This is a genomic window from Streptococcus vestibularis, from assembly GCF_900636445.1.
Taxonomy (GTDB): domain Bacteria; phylum Bacillota; class Bacilli; order Lactobacillales; family Streptococcaceae; genus Streptococcus; species Streptococcus vestibularis.
On record NZ_LR134275.1, the window covers coordinates 804,362 to 820,854 of the forward strand.

General features: G+C 38.3%; 16 protein-coding genes. 13 read left to right on the top strand and 3 right to left on the bottom strand.

The window, feature by feature from the left end:
- The first annotated feature begins 81 nt into the window (after window positions 1-81).
- Both EL076_RS04100 and EL076_RS04105 read left to right on the top strand, forming a co-directional pair.
- Window positions 82-756, top strand: coding sequence for a response regulator transcription factor (locus tag EL076_RS04100; protein WP_003093839.1), 675 nt, complete (start codon window positions 82-84; stop codon window positions 754-756).
- Window positions 746-2,161: a sensor histidine kinase gene (locus EL076_RS04105; protein ID WP_126429356.1), complete on the top strand. Its 1,416-nt coding sequence runs from the start codon at window positions 746-748 to the stop codon at window positions 2,159-2,161. Before EL076_RS04100 ends, EL076_RS04105 begins: the two co-directional genes overlap by 11 nt.
- A gap of 86 nt (window positions 2,162-2,247) precedes the next feature.
- On the opposite strand, the gene rpsT is transcribed toward EL076_RS04105, so the two are convergent.
- On the bottom strand, window positions 2,248-2,484 hold the full coding sequence (gene rpsT, locus EL076_RS04110; protein ID WP_003093369.1) for a 30S ribosomal protein S20: 237 nt from the start codon (window positions 2,482-2,484) through the stop codon (window positions 2,248-2,250).
- A 68-nt stretch (window positions 2,485-2,552) separates the two neighbouring features.
- The gene (coaA, locus tag EL076_RS04115) at window positions 2,553-3,473 is read right to left on the bottom strand and encodes a type I pantothenate kinase (RefSeq protein ID WP_037621505.1); all 921 of its coding nucleotides are present in this window, start codon (window positions 3,471-3,473) and stop codon (window positions 2,553-2,555) included.
- Window positions 3,474-3,583: 110 nt separating this feature from the next.
- On the opposite strand from coaA, the gene EL076_RS04120 reads away from it, so the two are divergent.
- The 8 genes from EL076_RS04120 to EL076_RS04155 all read left to right on the top strand — a co-directional run bounded on the left by EL076_RS04120 (window position 3,584) and on the right by EL076_RS04155 (window position 11,331).
- Window positions 3,584-4,174, top strand: a complete 591-nt coding sequence (locus tag EL076_RS04120) for a class I SAM-dependent methyltransferase (RefSeq protein WP_003093879.1) — start codon at window positions 3,584-3,586, stop codon at window positions 4,172-4,174.
- A complete protein-coding gene (locus tag EL076_RS04125) occupies window positions 4,171-5,448 on the top strand; it encodes a pyrimidine-nucleoside phosphorylase (RefSeq protein ID WP_003097398.1) in 1,278 nt (425 codons plus the stop codon). The genes EL076_RS04120 and EL076_RS04125 overlap by 4 nt, the downstream gene beginning before the upstream one ends.
- Window positions 5,449-5,481: 33 nt before the next feature.
- Window positions 5,482-6,144 carry a deoxyribose-phosphate aldolase gene (gene deoC, locus EL076_RS04130; RefSeq protein WP_003094196.1) on the top strand — a complete coding sequence of 221 codons (663 nt, stop codon included), beginning with the start codon at window positions 5,482-5,484 and terminating at the stop codon, window positions 6,142-6,144.
- On the top strand, window positions 6,131-6,529 hold the full coding sequence (locus tag EL076_RS04135) for a cytidine deaminase (RefSeq protein WP_003094441.1): 399 nt from the start codon (window positions 6,131-6,133) through the stop codon (window positions 6,527-6,529). The genes deoC and EL076_RS04135 overlap by 14 nt, the downstream gene beginning before the upstream one ends.
- 67 nt (window positions 6,530-6,596) lie before the next feature.
- Complete coding sequence (locus EL076_RS04140; protein WP_197716153.1) at window positions 6,597-7,661, top strand: BMP family lipoprotein; 1,065 nt, start codon at window positions 6,597-6,599, stop codon at window positions 7,659-7,661.
- Between the two features lie 113 nt (window positions 7,662-7,774).
- Window positions 7,775-9,313: an ABC transporter ATP-binding protein gene (locus EL076_RS04145; protein WP_003093565.1), complete on the top strand. Its 1,539-nt coding sequence runs from the start codon at window positions 7,775-7,777 to the stop codon at window positions 9,311-9,313.
- Window positions 9,306-10,373, top strand: a complete 1,068-nt coding sequence (locus EL076_RS04150; protein ID WP_003094699.1) for an ABC transporter permease — start codon at window positions 9,306-9,308, stop codon at window positions 10,371-10,373. Before EL076_RS04145 ends, EL076_RS04150 begins: the two co-directional genes overlap by 8 nt.
- A 1-nt stretch (window position 10,374) precedes the next feature.
- Window positions 10,375-11,331 (top strand): ABC transporter permease, encoded by a 957-nt coding sequence (locus EL076_RS04155; RefSeq protein WP_003093997.1) that lies wholly within the window; start codon window positions 10,375-10,377, stop codon window positions 11,329-11,331.
- A 107-nt stretch (window positions 11,332-11,438) separates the two neighbouring features.
- Here EL076_RS04155 and EL076_RS04160 read toward each other — a convergent pair whose 3' ends face one another.
- Window positions 11,439-12,074, bottom strand: a complete 636-nt coding sequence (locus tag EL076_RS04160) for an MBL fold metallo-hydrolase (protein WP_003093355.1) — start codon at window positions 12,072-12,074, stop codon at window positions 11,439-11,441.
- Between the two features lie 95 nt (window positions 12,075-12,169).
- Between EL076_RS04160 and EL076_RS04165 the strand changes: the two genes are divergently transcribed.
- From EL076_RS04165 to EL076_RS04175, 3 genes are all read left to right on the top strand, one after another.
- Window positions 12,170-14,656 carry a bifunctional DnaQ family exonuclease/ATP-dependent helicase gene (locus tag EL076_RS04165; protein WP_126429358.1) on the top strand — a complete coding sequence of 829 codons (2,487 nt, stop codon included), beginning with the start codon at window positions 12,170-12,172 and terminating at the stop codon, window positions 14,654-14,656.
- A 144-nt stretch (window positions 14,657-14,800) separates the two neighbouring features.
- Entirely contained in the window at window positions 14,801-15,283 is a 483-nt protein-coding gene (locus tag EL076_RS04170) for a cell wall elongation regulator TseB-like domain-containing protein (protein WP_003093469.1), read from the top strand.
- A gap of 4 nt (window positions 15,284-15,287) precedes the next feature.
- Window positions 15,288-16,469, top strand: a complete 1,182-nt coding sequence (locus EL076_RS04175) for a pyridoxal phosphate-dependent aminotransferase (protein ID WP_003097388.1) — start codon at window positions 15,288-15,290, stop codon at window positions 16,467-16,469.
- The last annotated feature ends 24 nt before the right edge of the window (window positions 16,470-16,493 follow it).

Below are 16,493 nucleotides of genomic sequence, written 5' to 3' on the forward strand. Positions count from 1 at the left end.
AAGATTAAGTGTATTTTCGATATAATAGGATGACTTAGAGAGATATATGACTAGGTTTTACACCTAGCAAGAGGGATAACTATGATTAAAATTTTACTAGTAGAAGATGATTTGAGTTTGTCAAACTCAGTTTTTGATTTTTTAGATGACTTTGCGGATGTGATGCAAGTATTTGATGGAGATGAAGGTCTTTACGAAGCTGAAAGTGGTGTTTATGATTTGATTCTCTTGGACTTAATGTTACCTGAAAAAGATGGTTTTACAGTTCTTAAAGAATTGCGAGAGCAAGGAATAACGACTCCTGTTCTTATCATGACTGCTAAGGAAAGTCTAGACGATAAGGGGCATGGCTTCGAACTCGGAGCTGATGATTATCTAACCAAGCCTTTCTATTTAGAAGAATTGAAGATGCGTATTCAAGCACTTTTGAAACGTTCTGGTAAATTTGACCAAAATACTCTTTCTTTTGGAGATGTTCGTGTCAATCTTGCTACAAATTCAACCTATGTAGGCGATAAAGAAGTAGAACTTCTTGGTAAAGAATTTGATTTATTGGTCTACTTCCTACAAAATCAAAACGTTATCTTGCCTAAGTCGCAAATTTTTGATCGTCTTTGGGGATTTGATAGTGACACTACTATCTCTGTTGTTGAAGTTTATGTTTCGAAAATTCGTAAGAAACTTAAGGGGACAGATTTTGCTACCAACCTACAGACCTTAAGAAGTGTGGGGTATATTTTGAAGAATGCTGACTAAATGTTTCAATTATCTCTTCAGGAGAATCAAGTCAGACGGCTTTAAGTCCTTCATCCATTTCTTTGCAACTTTTTCTGGTATTTTCCTTATCATGACTGTTATGATTTTGCAGATTCTCAGTTATGGAGTTTATTCCAATGTTGACTCTAGTCTGAAAGCAGCAGCAACTAAGACAAATTCTTATTTGGAAATGGAAATGCTAAAACGGGAATTTTTTCTGACTTCTGAGGTGGATCAAAATAATACAACAACCATTTATCAGGCTTATGATACTAAAAGCTCTACAGCTGAAACACCTGACTCGAGTGGCTCTAAGAAAGAATCTAAGAAGAAATCAAAGATGGAAGATGCCCCTCACGATTTATCAGTTGCAGCAAATACTAGTGTCCTAGTGCTTGATAAAAATGGAAAAGTCCTCAATGTCGTTGATAAATTTTCAAGCTTATCTAATTTACCAATAGATAAAAATAATATTGATGTTATCAGTAAGGGAAGTGCTCAGAACTATTTTGATCAAACAGAAAATTATCGCTTGATTACTGAAAAAGTAGATAATAATTTCTATCCTGATGCTAAGTACCTTGTTATTGCAATCAATACGACGCAATTAGAAGAAGCCACTGAACGTTATGTAAAACTAATTGTCATTATGATGAGTTTTTTTTGGCTACTATCTATCGCAGCTAGTTTGTATTTGGCAAAATGGTCAAGACGGCCTATACAGGAAAGTCTGGAGAAGCAGAAGGCATTTGTTGAGAATGCTAGCCACGAGTTGCGTACGCCACTTGCTGTGATTCAAAACCGACTAGAGGCGCTTTTCCGTAAGCCTGAAAGTACCATTTTAGATAATTCAGAAAACATTGCTTCAAGTCTTGATGAAGTCCGAAATATGCGTCTTTTGACGACCAATCTCTTGAATTTGGCTCGTCGTGATGATGGTATTAAACCAGAAATTGAAACCTTAGATTCTTCTTTCTTTGATACAGTCTTTACCAATTATGCTATGATTGCTGAAGAAAGTGAAAAGGGGTTTACTGCTCAAAATCAGGTTGGGCGCTCAATCCAAACTGATAAGACTCTATTGAAGCAGCTCATGACAATTTTATTCGATAATGCTATCAAATATACAGAAGATGATGGCCAGGTGACTTTCACCGTTCGTACTAATGATCGTCATCTTTATATTACAGTGGCAGACAATGGCCCTGGTATTGCAGATGAAGATAAGAAAAAAATCTTTGATCGTTTCTACCGAGTAGACAAAGCTAGAACTAGACAAAAAGGTGGTTTTGGGTTGGGCTTATCTTTGGCACAACAGATTGTTCTTGCTCTTAAAGGAACGATAATTGTCAAGGACAATCAGCCGAAGGGGACTATTTTTGAAGTTAAAATTACCGGAGTCTAATGAATAAATAAAAATCCTGCTAACAATAGGCTAGCAGGATTTTTATGATATTATGACAAGAAAAAAACTCCTACTGGAGTTTTCAATTAGTTAGCCAATTTAGCTGCAAGACGTGATTTATCGCGGCTTGCTTTGTTTTTATGAATCAAACCTTTTGAAGCGGCTTTATCGATGCTTGCTGATGCAGCTCGGAAAGCTTCTTCAGTTGGGTTAGCGTTGAATGCCTTAATAGCAGTACGCAAAGCTGATTTTTGAGCTGAGTTTTTTTCGTTTTGTTTAACGTTAAGTTCAGCGCGTTTGATAGCTGATTTAATATTTGCCAATGTTTTCACCTCCAAATTTATCTAACTATGTCATTATACGTTATTTTAGGTCCCTTGGCAAGCTTTTTCTATTTTTTTAAATGAATGAGGTCGATTTTATGATTATCACCTTTATGAAGAATAAGCTCTGCACGATTTCGTGTAGGCTCGATATAATTTTCTAGATTTACCAAGTTGATTTCTTCCCAAGTTTTTTGCGCTAAGGAAAGTGCTTCTTCTTTTGTAAATTTGGTAAAACGATGGTAATAGTTGTTTTCATCTTTTCGAGCAAGTTCAAGAAGAGTTTGAAAACGTTCAAGATACCAAGTTTTGATATTTTTTACGTCAGCATCAATATAGATAGAAAAATCAAAATAGTCACTCATATAGAGACGTTGGTTAATGGGATTCTGAAAAACATTAATACCTTCAACAATTAGGAAATTTGGTTGACTAATTTCTTGAGTAAGTCCTGGTACAATATCATAAATTTCATGTGAGTAAACAGGAATGTTGACGTCCCCACTATTTTTTATGGTATCTAGAAAATTGAGAAGTAGTGGCATGTCGTAGGATTCGGGGAAGCCTTTACGATTAAGTATTCCCTTATCTATGAGGACCTGGTTTGGGAATAAAAAACCATCTGTTGTCACCATATCAACCTTCGTCTTAGGGAAGGTTCTTTGAAGAAGTAGTTGCAGAAGGCGACTGGTTGTTGATTTTCCGACTGCAACAGAACCTGAGATACCAATAACAAAAGGTCTGTTAGCCTGTGTTTTTTGCAAAAAAATACCTTTTGAAAAGGTGAGGTCCTCTGCAGCTCGCTGATAGATATGAATCAAATTGATTAAAGGAAGATAGATGTCCCTCACTTCCTGAACGTCAATCTTGTCATTTAAACTCTTAATGGATTCTAGTTCTTCTGAGGTTAATGATACTTGATCTTCTTGATAGAATCTTTGCCAATCGTTCCGAGATATAGTTTCAAAATTGATAAATTCATTTAACATAAGTTCCATTATATCAAAAAAGGATTCGAGATGTAAGCCTTACCATTTAACTAGCCTTAGTTTTATATTTCTGTTAGAATAAAAGAAAAGGACTATTTAGAAGGAAAATTATGTCAAAAATGTACTATGCTGAGACGCCAGATGCGGCTCACGATATTCATGATTTAAAAGTAAATCTATTAGGAGAAAGTTTCCAGTTTTATACGGATGCTGGAGTATTCTCTAAGAAAATGATTGATTTTGGAAGTCAAGTACTTCTGAACGCTTTAGATTTAGAGGCTGGAAAGACAGTTCTTGATGTAGGTTGTGGTTATGGCCCTCTTGGTATCAGTTTAGCCAAGGTTCAAGGAGTCAAAGTCACTATGATTGATATCAATAGTAGGGCTATAGATTTGGCTAAACAGAATGCCGAACGCAATAAGGTCGAGGCTACTATTTTTCAATCCAACATCTATAAGAATGTCACAGGAAGCTTTGATTATGTGATTTCTAATCCCCCCATTCGTGCTGGTAAGAAAGTGGTTCATCAAGTTATTGAGGAAGCCTACGACCATCTCAATCTAAGTGGTACTTTAACTATAGTGATTCAGAAAAAACAAGGAGCTCCGTCAGCTAAGGCTAAGATGGAGGAAGTGTTTGGAAATGCTGAAGTTGTAAAGAAGGACAAGGGATATTATATCCTAAGAAGTGAAAAGGTATGAGAACAGTTGATTTAATTGAAAAGAAAAGAGATGCTGGAGAATTAACCACAGAAGAAATTACTTATCTCATTAATGGCTACGTTTCTGGAGCAATACCTGATTATCAGATAGCTGCTTTGGCAATGGCTATTTACTATCAAGGTATGTCTATTCGTGAAATCCATGATTTAACGACAGAAATGGTTGCTTCGGGTGAACAATATGACCTGTCAGAAATCCCAGGTGTTAAGGTGGACAAACATTCGACCGGAGGTGTTGGTGATAAAGTAACCATTATTCTCATGCCACTTGTAGCTAGTTTTGGAGTGCCAGTAGCTAAAATGAGTGGACGTGGTCTTGGTCATACAGGCGGAACTATTGATAAACTCGAGTCTATTAAAGGTTATCAGGTTGAACGTAGCAAGGAAGAGTTTATTGACCAGGTTAAAGAAATTGGGATTTCTCTTATTGGTCAGTCGGAACATTTGGTTAAGGCTGATAAACTCTTGTATGCTCTACGTGATGTGACTGCAACAGTAGATTCTATTCCTCTAATTGCAAGCTCTGTCATGTCTAAAAAAATTGCAGCAGGTGCTGATAAGATTTTGCTGGATGTTACCGTTGGTCAAGGGGCTTTCATGAAAAACATGTCAGATGCTGAGAAGTTGTCTGAGACTATGGTTGCACTAGGTCGCGAAGTAAATCGTCAAACAATCGCTGTAATTACAGATATGAGTCAACCACTAGGTAAAGCTATTGGTAACCGTCTAGAAATCACTGAGGCGATTGAAATTATGCAGGGTAAGGGTCGTGAGGATATCACTGACTTTATCTGCGAGCTAGCCGAAATTTTATTGGATTTAGCACAGGTTGAGGTTAGCCCAGAAGAAATTCGTCAGCATCTAGTTGGTGGAAAAGCACTTGCCAAGTTTGAAGAGCTCATTCTAGCTCAGGGCGGTGATATAGAGGATCTTTATCGTTGTAGTAATGCGCCTATTATGACAGAAATTCATGCAGATGAAGCTGGTTACATAGAGGAGCTTCCAGCTATGGCTTTTGGGAAGTTTGCCATGCAATTAGGAGCAGGTCGTGCTACAAAGACTGACAGTCTTAATTATGAAACCGGAATTGTTTTTGAAAAGAAAGTTGGCGACTCTGTAGCTCAAGGAGACCTTATCGCTAAGGTCTATAGCCAAGAAATTTTATCTGAAAAAATGCTGACTGAATTCAAAAAAAATGTTATTATTGGTAGAGTGTGTAAAAAGCCAAATGAAATATTGAAAATTATTTCTTAGGACTTAATCTCAATCTAATTAAGGAGTTTTTTTATGTCTGTTAATAGCTATATTGATCATACTTTATTAAAAGCTGACGCTAATGAGGAACAGATTTATGCCTTAATTGACGAGGCTAAGAAATATCAATTTGCGAGTGTTTGTGTTAATCCAACTTGGGTAAAGACTGCAGCAGAACTTTTGAAAGACAGTTCTGTTAACGTCTGTACAGTAATTGGCTTTCCTTTAGGGGCTTCTACATCAGCTGTCAAGGCCTTTGAAGCTAAGGATGCTATTGCTAATGGAGCTGATGAAATTGATATGGTTATCAATATTGGTGCTCTTAAATCTAGAAATCTTAAATTAGTTGAAGACGACATTAAAGCTGTTGTTGAAGCTAGTGGAAGACGGCTTGTAAAGGTAATCATTGAAACTTGTCTCTTAACTGATGAAGAAAAAGTCCAAGCTTGCCAATTAGCAAAACTAGCAGGTGCAGATTTTGTGAAGACATCTACAGGATTCTCTACTGGTGGGGCTACCATTGAGGATATTGAACTCATGCGTGAGACCGTTGGCCCAACTATGGGAGTGAAAGCATCAGGTGGTGCTCGTACACTTGAGGCTGCTCAAGCCTTTATCAAAGCTGGGGCAACCCGTATTGGTACTTCATCTGGAGTTGCCATTATGAAAGGTCAAGAAAGCCATGACAGTTACTAACAAAGATAAAGTGATAGAAGCAGCTCGATTGGCAGCAGAAAATGCCTATGTTCCCTACTCTAAGTTTAGAGTTGGTGCGGCTTTGATTACAAAAAATGGAGAAATCTTTCAAGGCTGCAATATAGAAAATGCCTCTTTTGGGTTGACCAATTGTGCAGAAAGAACGGCTATTTTTAAAGCGGTATCTGAAGGATACTGTGATTTTGAGTATCTCGCTGTTTACGGTGATACCAAAGAGCCTATATCACCATGTGGTGCATGTCGCCAAGTGATGGTTGAATTTTTTGAATCCGATTCTAAAGTGATTCTTATCGCTAAAGATAAATCGACAGTCGAGATGACAGTCGGAGAGTTGTTACCATACTCTTTTACAGACTTACAATAGTCTAGTTGTTTTATTCTTTATTAAGCAAGTTTTCTTGCAAGTTATAGGAGGAGTGTTCAAGATGAAATTGAACAAGAAAATTATTGGAATTGGTCTTGTTGCTGTAGCAGCACTTGGTCTTGCGGCCTGTGCTCGTGGTGGACGAGGTGGTTCAGCAGCTGATTCGAAAGTTAAAGCTGCAATTGTTACAGATACTGGTGGTGTTGATGATAAATCATTTAACCAATCAGCATGGGAAGGTCTTCAAGCTTGGGGTAAAGCTAACAAACTTGAAAAAGATTCAGGTTTCACATATTTCCAATCAAACTCAGAATCTGATTTTGCAACAAACATGTCATCAGCTGTAGACCAAAATTATAATCTTATCTTTGGTGTTGGTTTTGCACTTCACGATGCTGTTTCAGAATCAGCTAAAGATAACGAGAAAATTAATTACGTTATCGTCGATGATGTAGTTAAAGACCAAAAGAACGTTGAAAGCGTATTGTTTGCTGATAATGAAGGAGCTTACCTTGCAGGTATTGCCGCAGCAATGCAATCAAAAACAAACAAAGTTGGTTTCATCGGTGGTCAAAAATCAGACACAATTACACGTTTCGAAGCTGGTTTCACTGCAGGTGCTAAATCTGTAAAACCTGATATTGATGTTCAAGTTCAATATGCTGAGTCATTCTCTGATGCTGCCAAAGGTTCAACTATTGCTTCAACAATGTATGCTTCAGGCGCAGATGTTATCTATCAAGCAGCTGGTGGAACTGGTACAGGTGTCTTCACAGCCGCTAAAGAGGTTAATGAAAAACTTAGCGCTGATAGCGATAAAAAGGTTTGGGTAATCGGTGTTGACCGCGACCAATCAGCAGAAGGAAACTATACATCTTCAGACAATAAAAAATCTAACTTTGTATTGACTTCAACAATCAAACAAGTTGGTGCAGTCGTTAAAGACATTGCTAACGATCAAGTTAAAGGCAAGAAATTTGAAGGTGGTAAAACTAAGACTTATGGTATCAAAGATGGCGGTGTTGACATCGTAACATCTAATCTCCCTTCAGATATTAAGGATGCAGTCGTAAAAGCTAAAGAACAAATCAAGAATGGTGAATTGAAACCAACTGATGGTCTTAGCAAATAATGGGTTAAGTACACACACTTAGACTTTAAACTGGGACAATTTTTGTCTCAGCAAAGGGAAGCAGTTTATGATTTCCTTTGCTGATATAATAATTATTTTTGAGAGGAGATTGTATGACCAAGCCAAATGTCATTGAAATGCACGACATTACCAAAAAATTTGGTGAATTTGTTGCAAACGATCACATCAATCTCGATGTGAGACCAGGAGAAATCCATGCCCTCCTCGGTGAAAATGGTGCAGGTAAGTCAACCTTGATGAATATGCTTGCAGGTCTGTTACAGCCTACAAGCGGAACAATTAAGGTAAATGGGCAAGCTGTGACGATTGATTCACCGTCTAAAGCAACAAAATTGGGTATTGGGATGGTCCACCAGCACTTTATGTTGGTTGAAGCTTTTACAGTTGCTGAAAACATCATTTTAGGTAGTGAAGTGACCAAATCTGGTGGTGTTCTTGATATGAAGAAGGCTGTAAAGGAAATTACAGAATTATCTCAACGATACGGCCTGGCGGTTGATCCATCAGCTAAGATTGCAGACATCTCTGTCGGTGCCCAACAACGTGTTGAAATCCTTAAAACCTTGTACCGTGGTGCTGATATTTTGATTTTCGATGAGCCCACAGCCGTTTTGACACCTTCTGAAATTACGGAGCTTTTAAACATCATGAGAACTTTGGTTAAGGAAGGTAAGTCTATTATCCTTATCACCCATAAGTTGGATGAAATTCGTACGGTTTCTGATCGTGTTACGGTTATTAGACGTGGTAAGTCAATTGATACAGTTACTATTGAAGGCTCTACAAATGCCGATTTGGCTGAAATGATGGTTGGTCGTCATGTTTCCTTTAAGACAGATAAAATTCCTTCAAATCCTAAAGAAGTGGTTCTTTCTATTAAAAATTTGGTGGTTAATGAGAATCGAGGTGTTCCAGCTGTTAAAAACTTATCGTTAGATGTGCGTGCTGGTGAGATAATTGGTATCGCTGGTATTGACGGAAATGGACAGACAGAACTTGTCCAAGCAATTACGGGACTTCGTAAAATTAAATCTGGTGACATCACTATTAAGGGTGAGTCTATCATTCATAAGACTACACGTCAGATTACTGAGATGAGTGTCGGTCATATTCCAGAAGATCGCCATCGTGATGGTATGATTCTTGAGATGACAGTTGCTGAAAATATTGCTCTTCAAACCTATTATAAGGAGCCTAATTCTAAGAACGGTATTTTGAATTATAATATCATAAATGCAAAGGCTCGTGAATTGATGAACGAATTTGACGTTCGTGGTGCTGGAGAATTAATCGCCGGTGGTGATTTGTCAGGTGGTAACCAACAAAAAGCAGTTATCGCCCGTGAAATTGACCGTAATCCAGATCTTCTTATTGTAAGTCAACCAACTCGTGGTCTTGATGTTGGTGCCATCGAGTACATCCGTAAACGTATTATCGCTGAACGTGATAAAGGTAAGGCTGTCATTGTTGTCAGCTTTGAATTGGATGAAATTCTTGATATGTCAGATCAAATTGCTGTTATCTATGATGGTGCAATTCAAGGTATCTTAGATCCTGCTGAAACCAATAAGCAAGATCTTGGTATCCTTATGGCTGGTGGACAATTGAATAAGGAGGAAGCAAATGTCTAAAAAAACACAAAATTGGGCAGTTCCTTTAATTGCTGTTCTCTTGGGAATGTTGGTCGGTGCTGTTTTGATGTTAATCTTTGGTTACGACCCATTCTGGGCTTACTACGATCTTTTCTCAACGGCCTTTGGCTCTTTGAAAAATATCGGTGAAATTCTACGTGCCATGAGTCCATTGATTCTGATTGCACTTGGTTTCTCTGTAGCATCTAAGGCAGGATTTTTCAACGTTGGTTTGCCAGGGCAGGCCTTAGCTGGTTGGACATCCGCTGTATGGTTTGCATTAGCGTTTCCAGAATTACCAAAAGTGGTTTCAGTTTTCTGTACAGTAATCATCGGTCTTGTAGCTGGTGGTATCGCTGGTGCAATTCCGGGTATTCTTCGTGCTTATTTGGGAACTAGTGAGGTCATTGTTACCATCATGATGAACTACATCATTTTGTATGTAGCAAATAATATTGTTCGATTTGGTTTTACAGCCGACATGTTGCGTTCATCAGAAGCATCTAATAAGGTCGCATCCTCTGCAAGCTACCAAACAGAATTCTTATCATCTTTAACTGGTGGCTCACGTTTTAATATTGGTTTCTTCCTTGCTCTTGCAGCAGTTTTCCTTGTTTGGTTCATGCTCAAGAAAACAACAACTGGTTTTGAAATTACATCTGTAGGTCTCAACCCTCATGCGTCTGAATATGCAGGGATGTCATCAAAACGTGTTATTATTATGTCTATGATTATTTCAGGTGCCCTTTGTGGACTTGGAGGAACAGTAGAAGGACTTGGTACCTTCCAAAATGCATTTGTTCAAAACTCTTCATTGGCAATTGGTTGGAACGGTATGGCGGTTGCTCTTTTGGCTACTAATTCACCTATTGGTATTCCGTTTGCTGCCCTTCTTTATGGTGTCTTGTCTGTAGGTAAGAGTGGTATGATTGGTGTGCCTTCTGAGGTTATCGACGTTGTATCTGCTTTGATTATATTCTTTGTTGGTGCTAACTACATTATTAGATATTGGGTTCTCCCTCGTCATAAGTCAGTGAAAGCTAAAGGAGGACAAAACTAATATGGACTTCATTACAATTTTAGCCTTGATTGTTGCCTCTATGCTGAAATACTCAGCACCATTGATTTTCACAAGTATCGGTGGTACTTTCTCTGAACGAGGTGGTATCGTAAATGTCGGTCTTGAAGGAATCATGGTTATTGGAGCCTTCGCAGGTGTTATCTTTAACTTGAATTTTGCAGATAGCTTTGGTGATGCAACTCCTTGGATTGCCGCGATTGTAGCAGGTCTTATTGGTCTTGTTTACTCATTGCTCCACGCGGTTGCGACCATTAATTTCCGTGCGGACCATGTTGTTTCTGGTACGGTATTGAACTTGATTGCTCCATCTTTAGCAGTCTTTCTGACACGTGTTATCTTTGGTGCCGGTCAAACACCAGCTATTAGCCATAACTTTAAAACTGTATCATTTCCAATTTTGAGCCATATTCCAATCTTGGGTAAAGTCTTCTTTACGAACGTTTCCTTGATTGCATATGTAGCTATTTTGGTTTCAGTTGTGTCATGGTGGGTTATCTTCAAGACTCGCTTTGGTTTGCGTCTTCGCTCAGTAGGTGAGCATCCACAGGCTGCAGATACACTTGGGATTAACGTTTATCGTATGCGTTACTACGGTGTTATGATTTCTGGTTTCCTTGGTGGTGTTGGTGGTGCGGTTTACGCCCAATCGATTTCAAATAACTTTGCCGTTACCACTATTGCTGGTCCTGGTTTCATCGCTTTGGCTGCTATGATTTTTGGTCGTTGGAATCCAGTTGGAGCTATGCTCTCAAGTTTGTTCTTCGGTTTGTCACAATCATTGGCAATCATCGGAAAACAGTTACCTGTTATTTCACATGTACCAAACGTCTATTTGCAAATTGCACCATATATTTTGACAATTATTGTTTTAGCTGCATTCTTCGGTAAAGCCGTTGCACCTAAAGCAGATGGTGTTAACTATATCAAATCTAAATAGGAACTCAAAAGAGTTTCTGATGAGAAGGAAGGCCCTTGGGCCTTCTTTTCTGTACTCAAAAAGCCCAACTTTGCCGAAATGAGAACAGCAGTGATGAGCTTTTCTTTTTATGAAAAATGTGGGTTAAAGACTTTTTCGTGACCGATAGTTGTGTCCCATCCGTGGCCTGGGAAAATGCGATAGTGATTAGGAAGAGTGAAGAGTTGCTCTTGAATGCTAGAAAGTAACTGGTCGTGATTACCTGTAGGAAGGTCCCATCGCCCAACTGTTTCTTTAAAAAGGGCATCACCAGAAAAAACAGTTTCTTCTTTTTCAAAGATAAAGGAAACTCCACCGATAGAATGTCCAGGAGTTGGAACGACTTTAAACTGGAAGTTGCCGATGTTATAGTCCTTGATAAAATCAAAGTAGTAGTCAGCAGGATTGACAATAACATCCTCCATATCATCATGACGTGGAAGACCAGACAAATTATGAACAGGATTCATTAACCAGTCTTTCTCAGTTTCTGCGACATAGACAGGTGGGTGGTTATAAGCTTGACGGACAGCTTCGACGCTTATAATGTGATCGTAGTGCGTGTGGGTCAAGAGGATAGCCACAACAGGTTTAGCAATTTCCTCGAGTTCAGCTAAGATACTTGAAGTGTTGCTTCCTGGATCAATGACTAAGCTGGCTGATTCATTTTCTAAAATATAGGTGTTTTCCTGGGCAACAGGATTTAAAATTCGTTTTATTTTCATAGCTCTAGTTTAGCACGAAATTCAGGCTTTTTCCAATATCAGAATGATGGTTTTGTCTTTTTTTGGTGTCTTGGATATGCTATAATAAGGTCACTATGAGTGAAAAAAACACGAATAAATATGCCATTGTTGATTTGGAAGCTACATCGGCTTCATCAACGGCTTGTATAATTCAGGTGGGAATTGTCATCATGCAAAATGGTCTGGTAATTGATGAATTTGCGAGTGACGTTAACCCACACCAAGAACTTGATGATCATATTGTTCACTTAACAGGAATTACTGATCAACAGTTGTCTCAGGCACCAGATTTCTCAGAAATTGCTAGAACCATTTTTGAACTGATTGAGGATTGTATTTTTGTTGCCCATAATGTAAAATTTGATGCCAACTTGCTTGCAGAGGCACTTTTTATGGAGGGTTTCGAACTAAGGACACCTCGTGTTGATACGGTTGAATTGGCTCAGGTCTTTTATCCGACGCTAGAACAATATAAACTTTCTTATTTATCACAAGTCTTAAATCTTGACTTAGCACAAGCTCATACGGCAATTGAAGATGCGAGAGCTACAGGACAGCTTTTGTTTCATTTAATGGATAAGATTGCTAGCTTACCTAGACAGACCATTGATATGCTTTTGACATTTTCTGATAATTTGCTTTTTGAGTCTGAATTGGTTATTCGTGATGCTATAAAAGGTAAAACTAACAGTCTTTCAAAGAAATATGTCATGCTTGAGGAATCTGGTATCGTACTTCGTAGACCTTTGACTTATATGTCGGAACGGAAGCTTTCTCAAGATTTTGAAACTAATATTGCTCTCTTAGGTTTGGAATCAAGATCTAAACAAGAGGAATTTGCGAAGACAGTGAGGAGGGAACTTGACAATACTGATATTTCAATGATTCAAGCTCAAACTGGAATCGGGAAAACCTATGGCTACCTGCTCCCTTTGTTAGCACAAGCCGATGTCGATAAAGTAGTAGTAGCTGTTCCGACCAAGCTTCTTCAAAATCAGATTATAAGTAAGGAGGCTAAGGCCTTAGCAGAAGTCTTTAACATTAACTTTCATAGTCTCAAAGGACCAACGAACTATATCAAATTAGATGCTTTTTACCATACCTTATTACGTCAGGATAGTAACCGTTTGATTAATCGTTATAAAATGCAACTTTTAGTTTGGTTGACTGAAACCGAAACTGGTGATCTTGACGAAATTAAACAGAAACAACGCTACATGGCTTATTTTGATGAAATCAAACATGATGGTAAGCTAAAGGCAGATAGTCTTTTTGCAGGCTACGATTTTTGGAAGCAGTCTTATCAAAAAGGTCAAGAAGCTAGAGTGGTTGTAACCAATCATGCTTATCTATTGACACGTATGGAAGATGACCATGATTTTGTTCGAGGAAAGACTCTTGTGATTGATGAAGGACAAAAGATGGTTCTGGCTTTGGAACAGTTTTCACGTCATCAAGTCAATCTTACGACTCTTTTGCAACAGATTCATCGTATTCTTGATAGTGATAGTCAGACTTTGTTGCAACAGCGTTTGCTTGAAAATTTGCAGTTTGAAGTGAGCCATTTAATTCAAGAGCATCAACGATTCCCTCAGAAGCAGTATAATCGACAGCAATTAAATCGTTTGCTTCAAACCATTTCTGAACTTGAAGGTGAGAGTGATGTGATGGAGATGCTGTCACCATTGAACACACCGCTTTACAGTCATTTTTGGCTTGAAACAGACTATTATCAGGAACATCGCGTTACTTATTTAAAGGCTTCACGTCAGGAGCTATTGAAATTATCAAGTTATCTCCCAAGTGCTCAAAAAGTGTTAATCGTTTCAGCAACAATTGATATTGGTCCAGACGTCGATGTGGCTGATTTATTAGGACTAAGTCAGGTACGTAAAGTAAGGCTTCCAATGGAAACTTTACCAAATCAAGCTATCTGGATTGATCAAACCATGCCTATGATTGGTGTTTCTTCTGAAGAAGAATATGGAGAAGCGATTGCAAAGCGACTCCAGAAACTATCTGCAATGGGATATCCTATTTTAGTATTATTTACATCTCGAAAGAGTATGATAGCTGTTTCTGATTTGTTAGATCATAGGAAAGTTCATCACTTGACTCAAGAGAAAAATGGGACAGCTTTTAATGTCAAAAAACGTTTCGATAAAGGTGAGACTAATCTCTTACTTGGTATGGGGTCGTTCTGGGAGGGTGCTGATTTTGCTCAACAAGATAAGGTTATCGAGGTTATCACACGTCTTCCTTTTGACAATCCTAAAGATCCTTTCTATCAAAAAATAGAGTCTTTGTTATCTAAGCAAGGAAGAAGTACTTTTGATAGTTACAGTCTCCCGATGACGGTTTTACGTTTCAAACAGGCTATTGGCCGTGCCCAAAGAAGACCAGAACAGCGATCAGCTATTTTACTAATGGATAATCGTCCCCTAGTTAAGAGCTATGGAAAACTGTTCATAAAGGAAGTGTCACAAGAAATCATCCTAAAACATGCCCCATTTAAGCTGCTGAAAGAGGACATTCAAGAATTCTTAGAAAAAGACTGCTAATTTCTTAGGCAAAGATATTCTAAGACGACAGAGTTTCTATGCATTTCCTGAGTCATAAAAAGATAGTTATTACCAGTGATATAGCTATGTAAAGATTTCTCTTTTTCTGATATAATAAATTCAGAAACTTTTTTAGGAGGCATTATGCGTAAACAACGACAACCGTGGACAAAAAAGCAACAGCTTATTTTTGGAATGATTGTACTTGTTGTGACTGTAATTGTGTCCATTACAGCAATGCTAGTTGTTGCGGTAAAGCCCTATGTCGATGCTGAGAAGCAAGTGATTGCCATAGCTAAGACCAAAGCTGATCTTCATACTGTTTCTGAATTTAATATCTACAACGGTCAGGCAACCTACTACGGACTTCTTGGAAAGTCTGGTCAAGGTGAGAAACTGGCTGTTATCGTGAGTCATGATTCAGGTGAGGTTGATATCTACAAGCAATCGGATGGTATTAGTAAGTCAGTGGCTAAAAAAGCAGCTAAAGCCTATGGTGCTAAGGATATATCCTATGTCCACCTAGGAAAATATGGCAAAACTCCTATTTGGGAAGTGAAGTCAGGAACCCAGTATTATCTGGTTGATTTTATCTCAGGTCAGGTTATTAAAGTGGAAGGACTATAATGAAATGACAAAATTATCAAATCGTGTATTACAAATGGAAGAAAGTGTTACTTTAGCTGCCAGTGCGCGTGCTAAAGCTCTTAAAGCTCAAGGACGTGATATCTTGAGTTTGACACTTGGTGAACCAGATTTTGTGACACCTAAGAACATTCAAGATGCTGCCATTGCCTCTATTGAAAATGGTAAGGCAAGTTTCTATACCGTAGCTTCTGGACTCCCAGAACTTAAGGATGAGATTAGCACTTACATGGAAAACTTCTATGGCTATGCTGTAAAACCAAATGAGGTTGTTGTTGGCACTGGTGCGAAGTTTATCTTATATGCTTTCTTTGCTACGGTTATCAATCCTGGTGATGAAGTCATTATTCCAACACCTTGCTGGGTTTCTTACGTAGACCAAGTTAAAATGGTTGAAGGTGTTCCGGTCACTTTCCAAACGACTGAAGCTAATCACTTTAAAGCAACGGTTGAACAACTTGAAGCAGCCCGTACTGAAAAAACTAAAGTTGTCTTGCTTAATTCTCCATCAAATCCAACAGGAATGATTTATAGTAAGGAAGAATTGCAAGCAATTGGTGACTGGGCGGTTGAGCACGATATTTTGATTTTAGCTGATGACATTTATGGCCGATTGGTCTATAATGGCAATACTTTCACACCAATTTCAAGCTTGTCAGATGCTATTCGTAAGCAAACAATTGTGATTAATGGCGTTTCTAAGACCTATGCTATGACAGGTTGGCGCGTGGGATTTGCTGTAGGAGATCCAGAAATTATTTCAGGAATGGCGAAGATTATTAGCCAAACAACATCAAATCTTACAGCAGTTTCTCAATACGCTGCTATTGAAGCTTTAACCGGTGATCAGTCTTCTATCGAAGAGATGCGTCAAGCCTTTGAAGAACGTTTAAATACGATTTATCCACTCTTGGCTGAAGTACCCGGATTTGAAGTTATCAAACCTCAAGGTGCCTTTTACCTTTTCCCTAATGTTAAAAAAGCTATGGAAATCAAAGGCTATACAGATGTCAATGATTTTACCAATGCCATCCTTGAAGAGGCAGAGGTAGCTTTAGTGACAGGTGCGGGATTTGGTGCTCCTGAAAATATTCGTTTTAGTTATGCTACAGATTTAGATACTCTGAAAGAGGCTGTTCGTCGTATCAAAGCATTTATGGAAAAATAAATTTTAATATAAATCAAAAGAAAA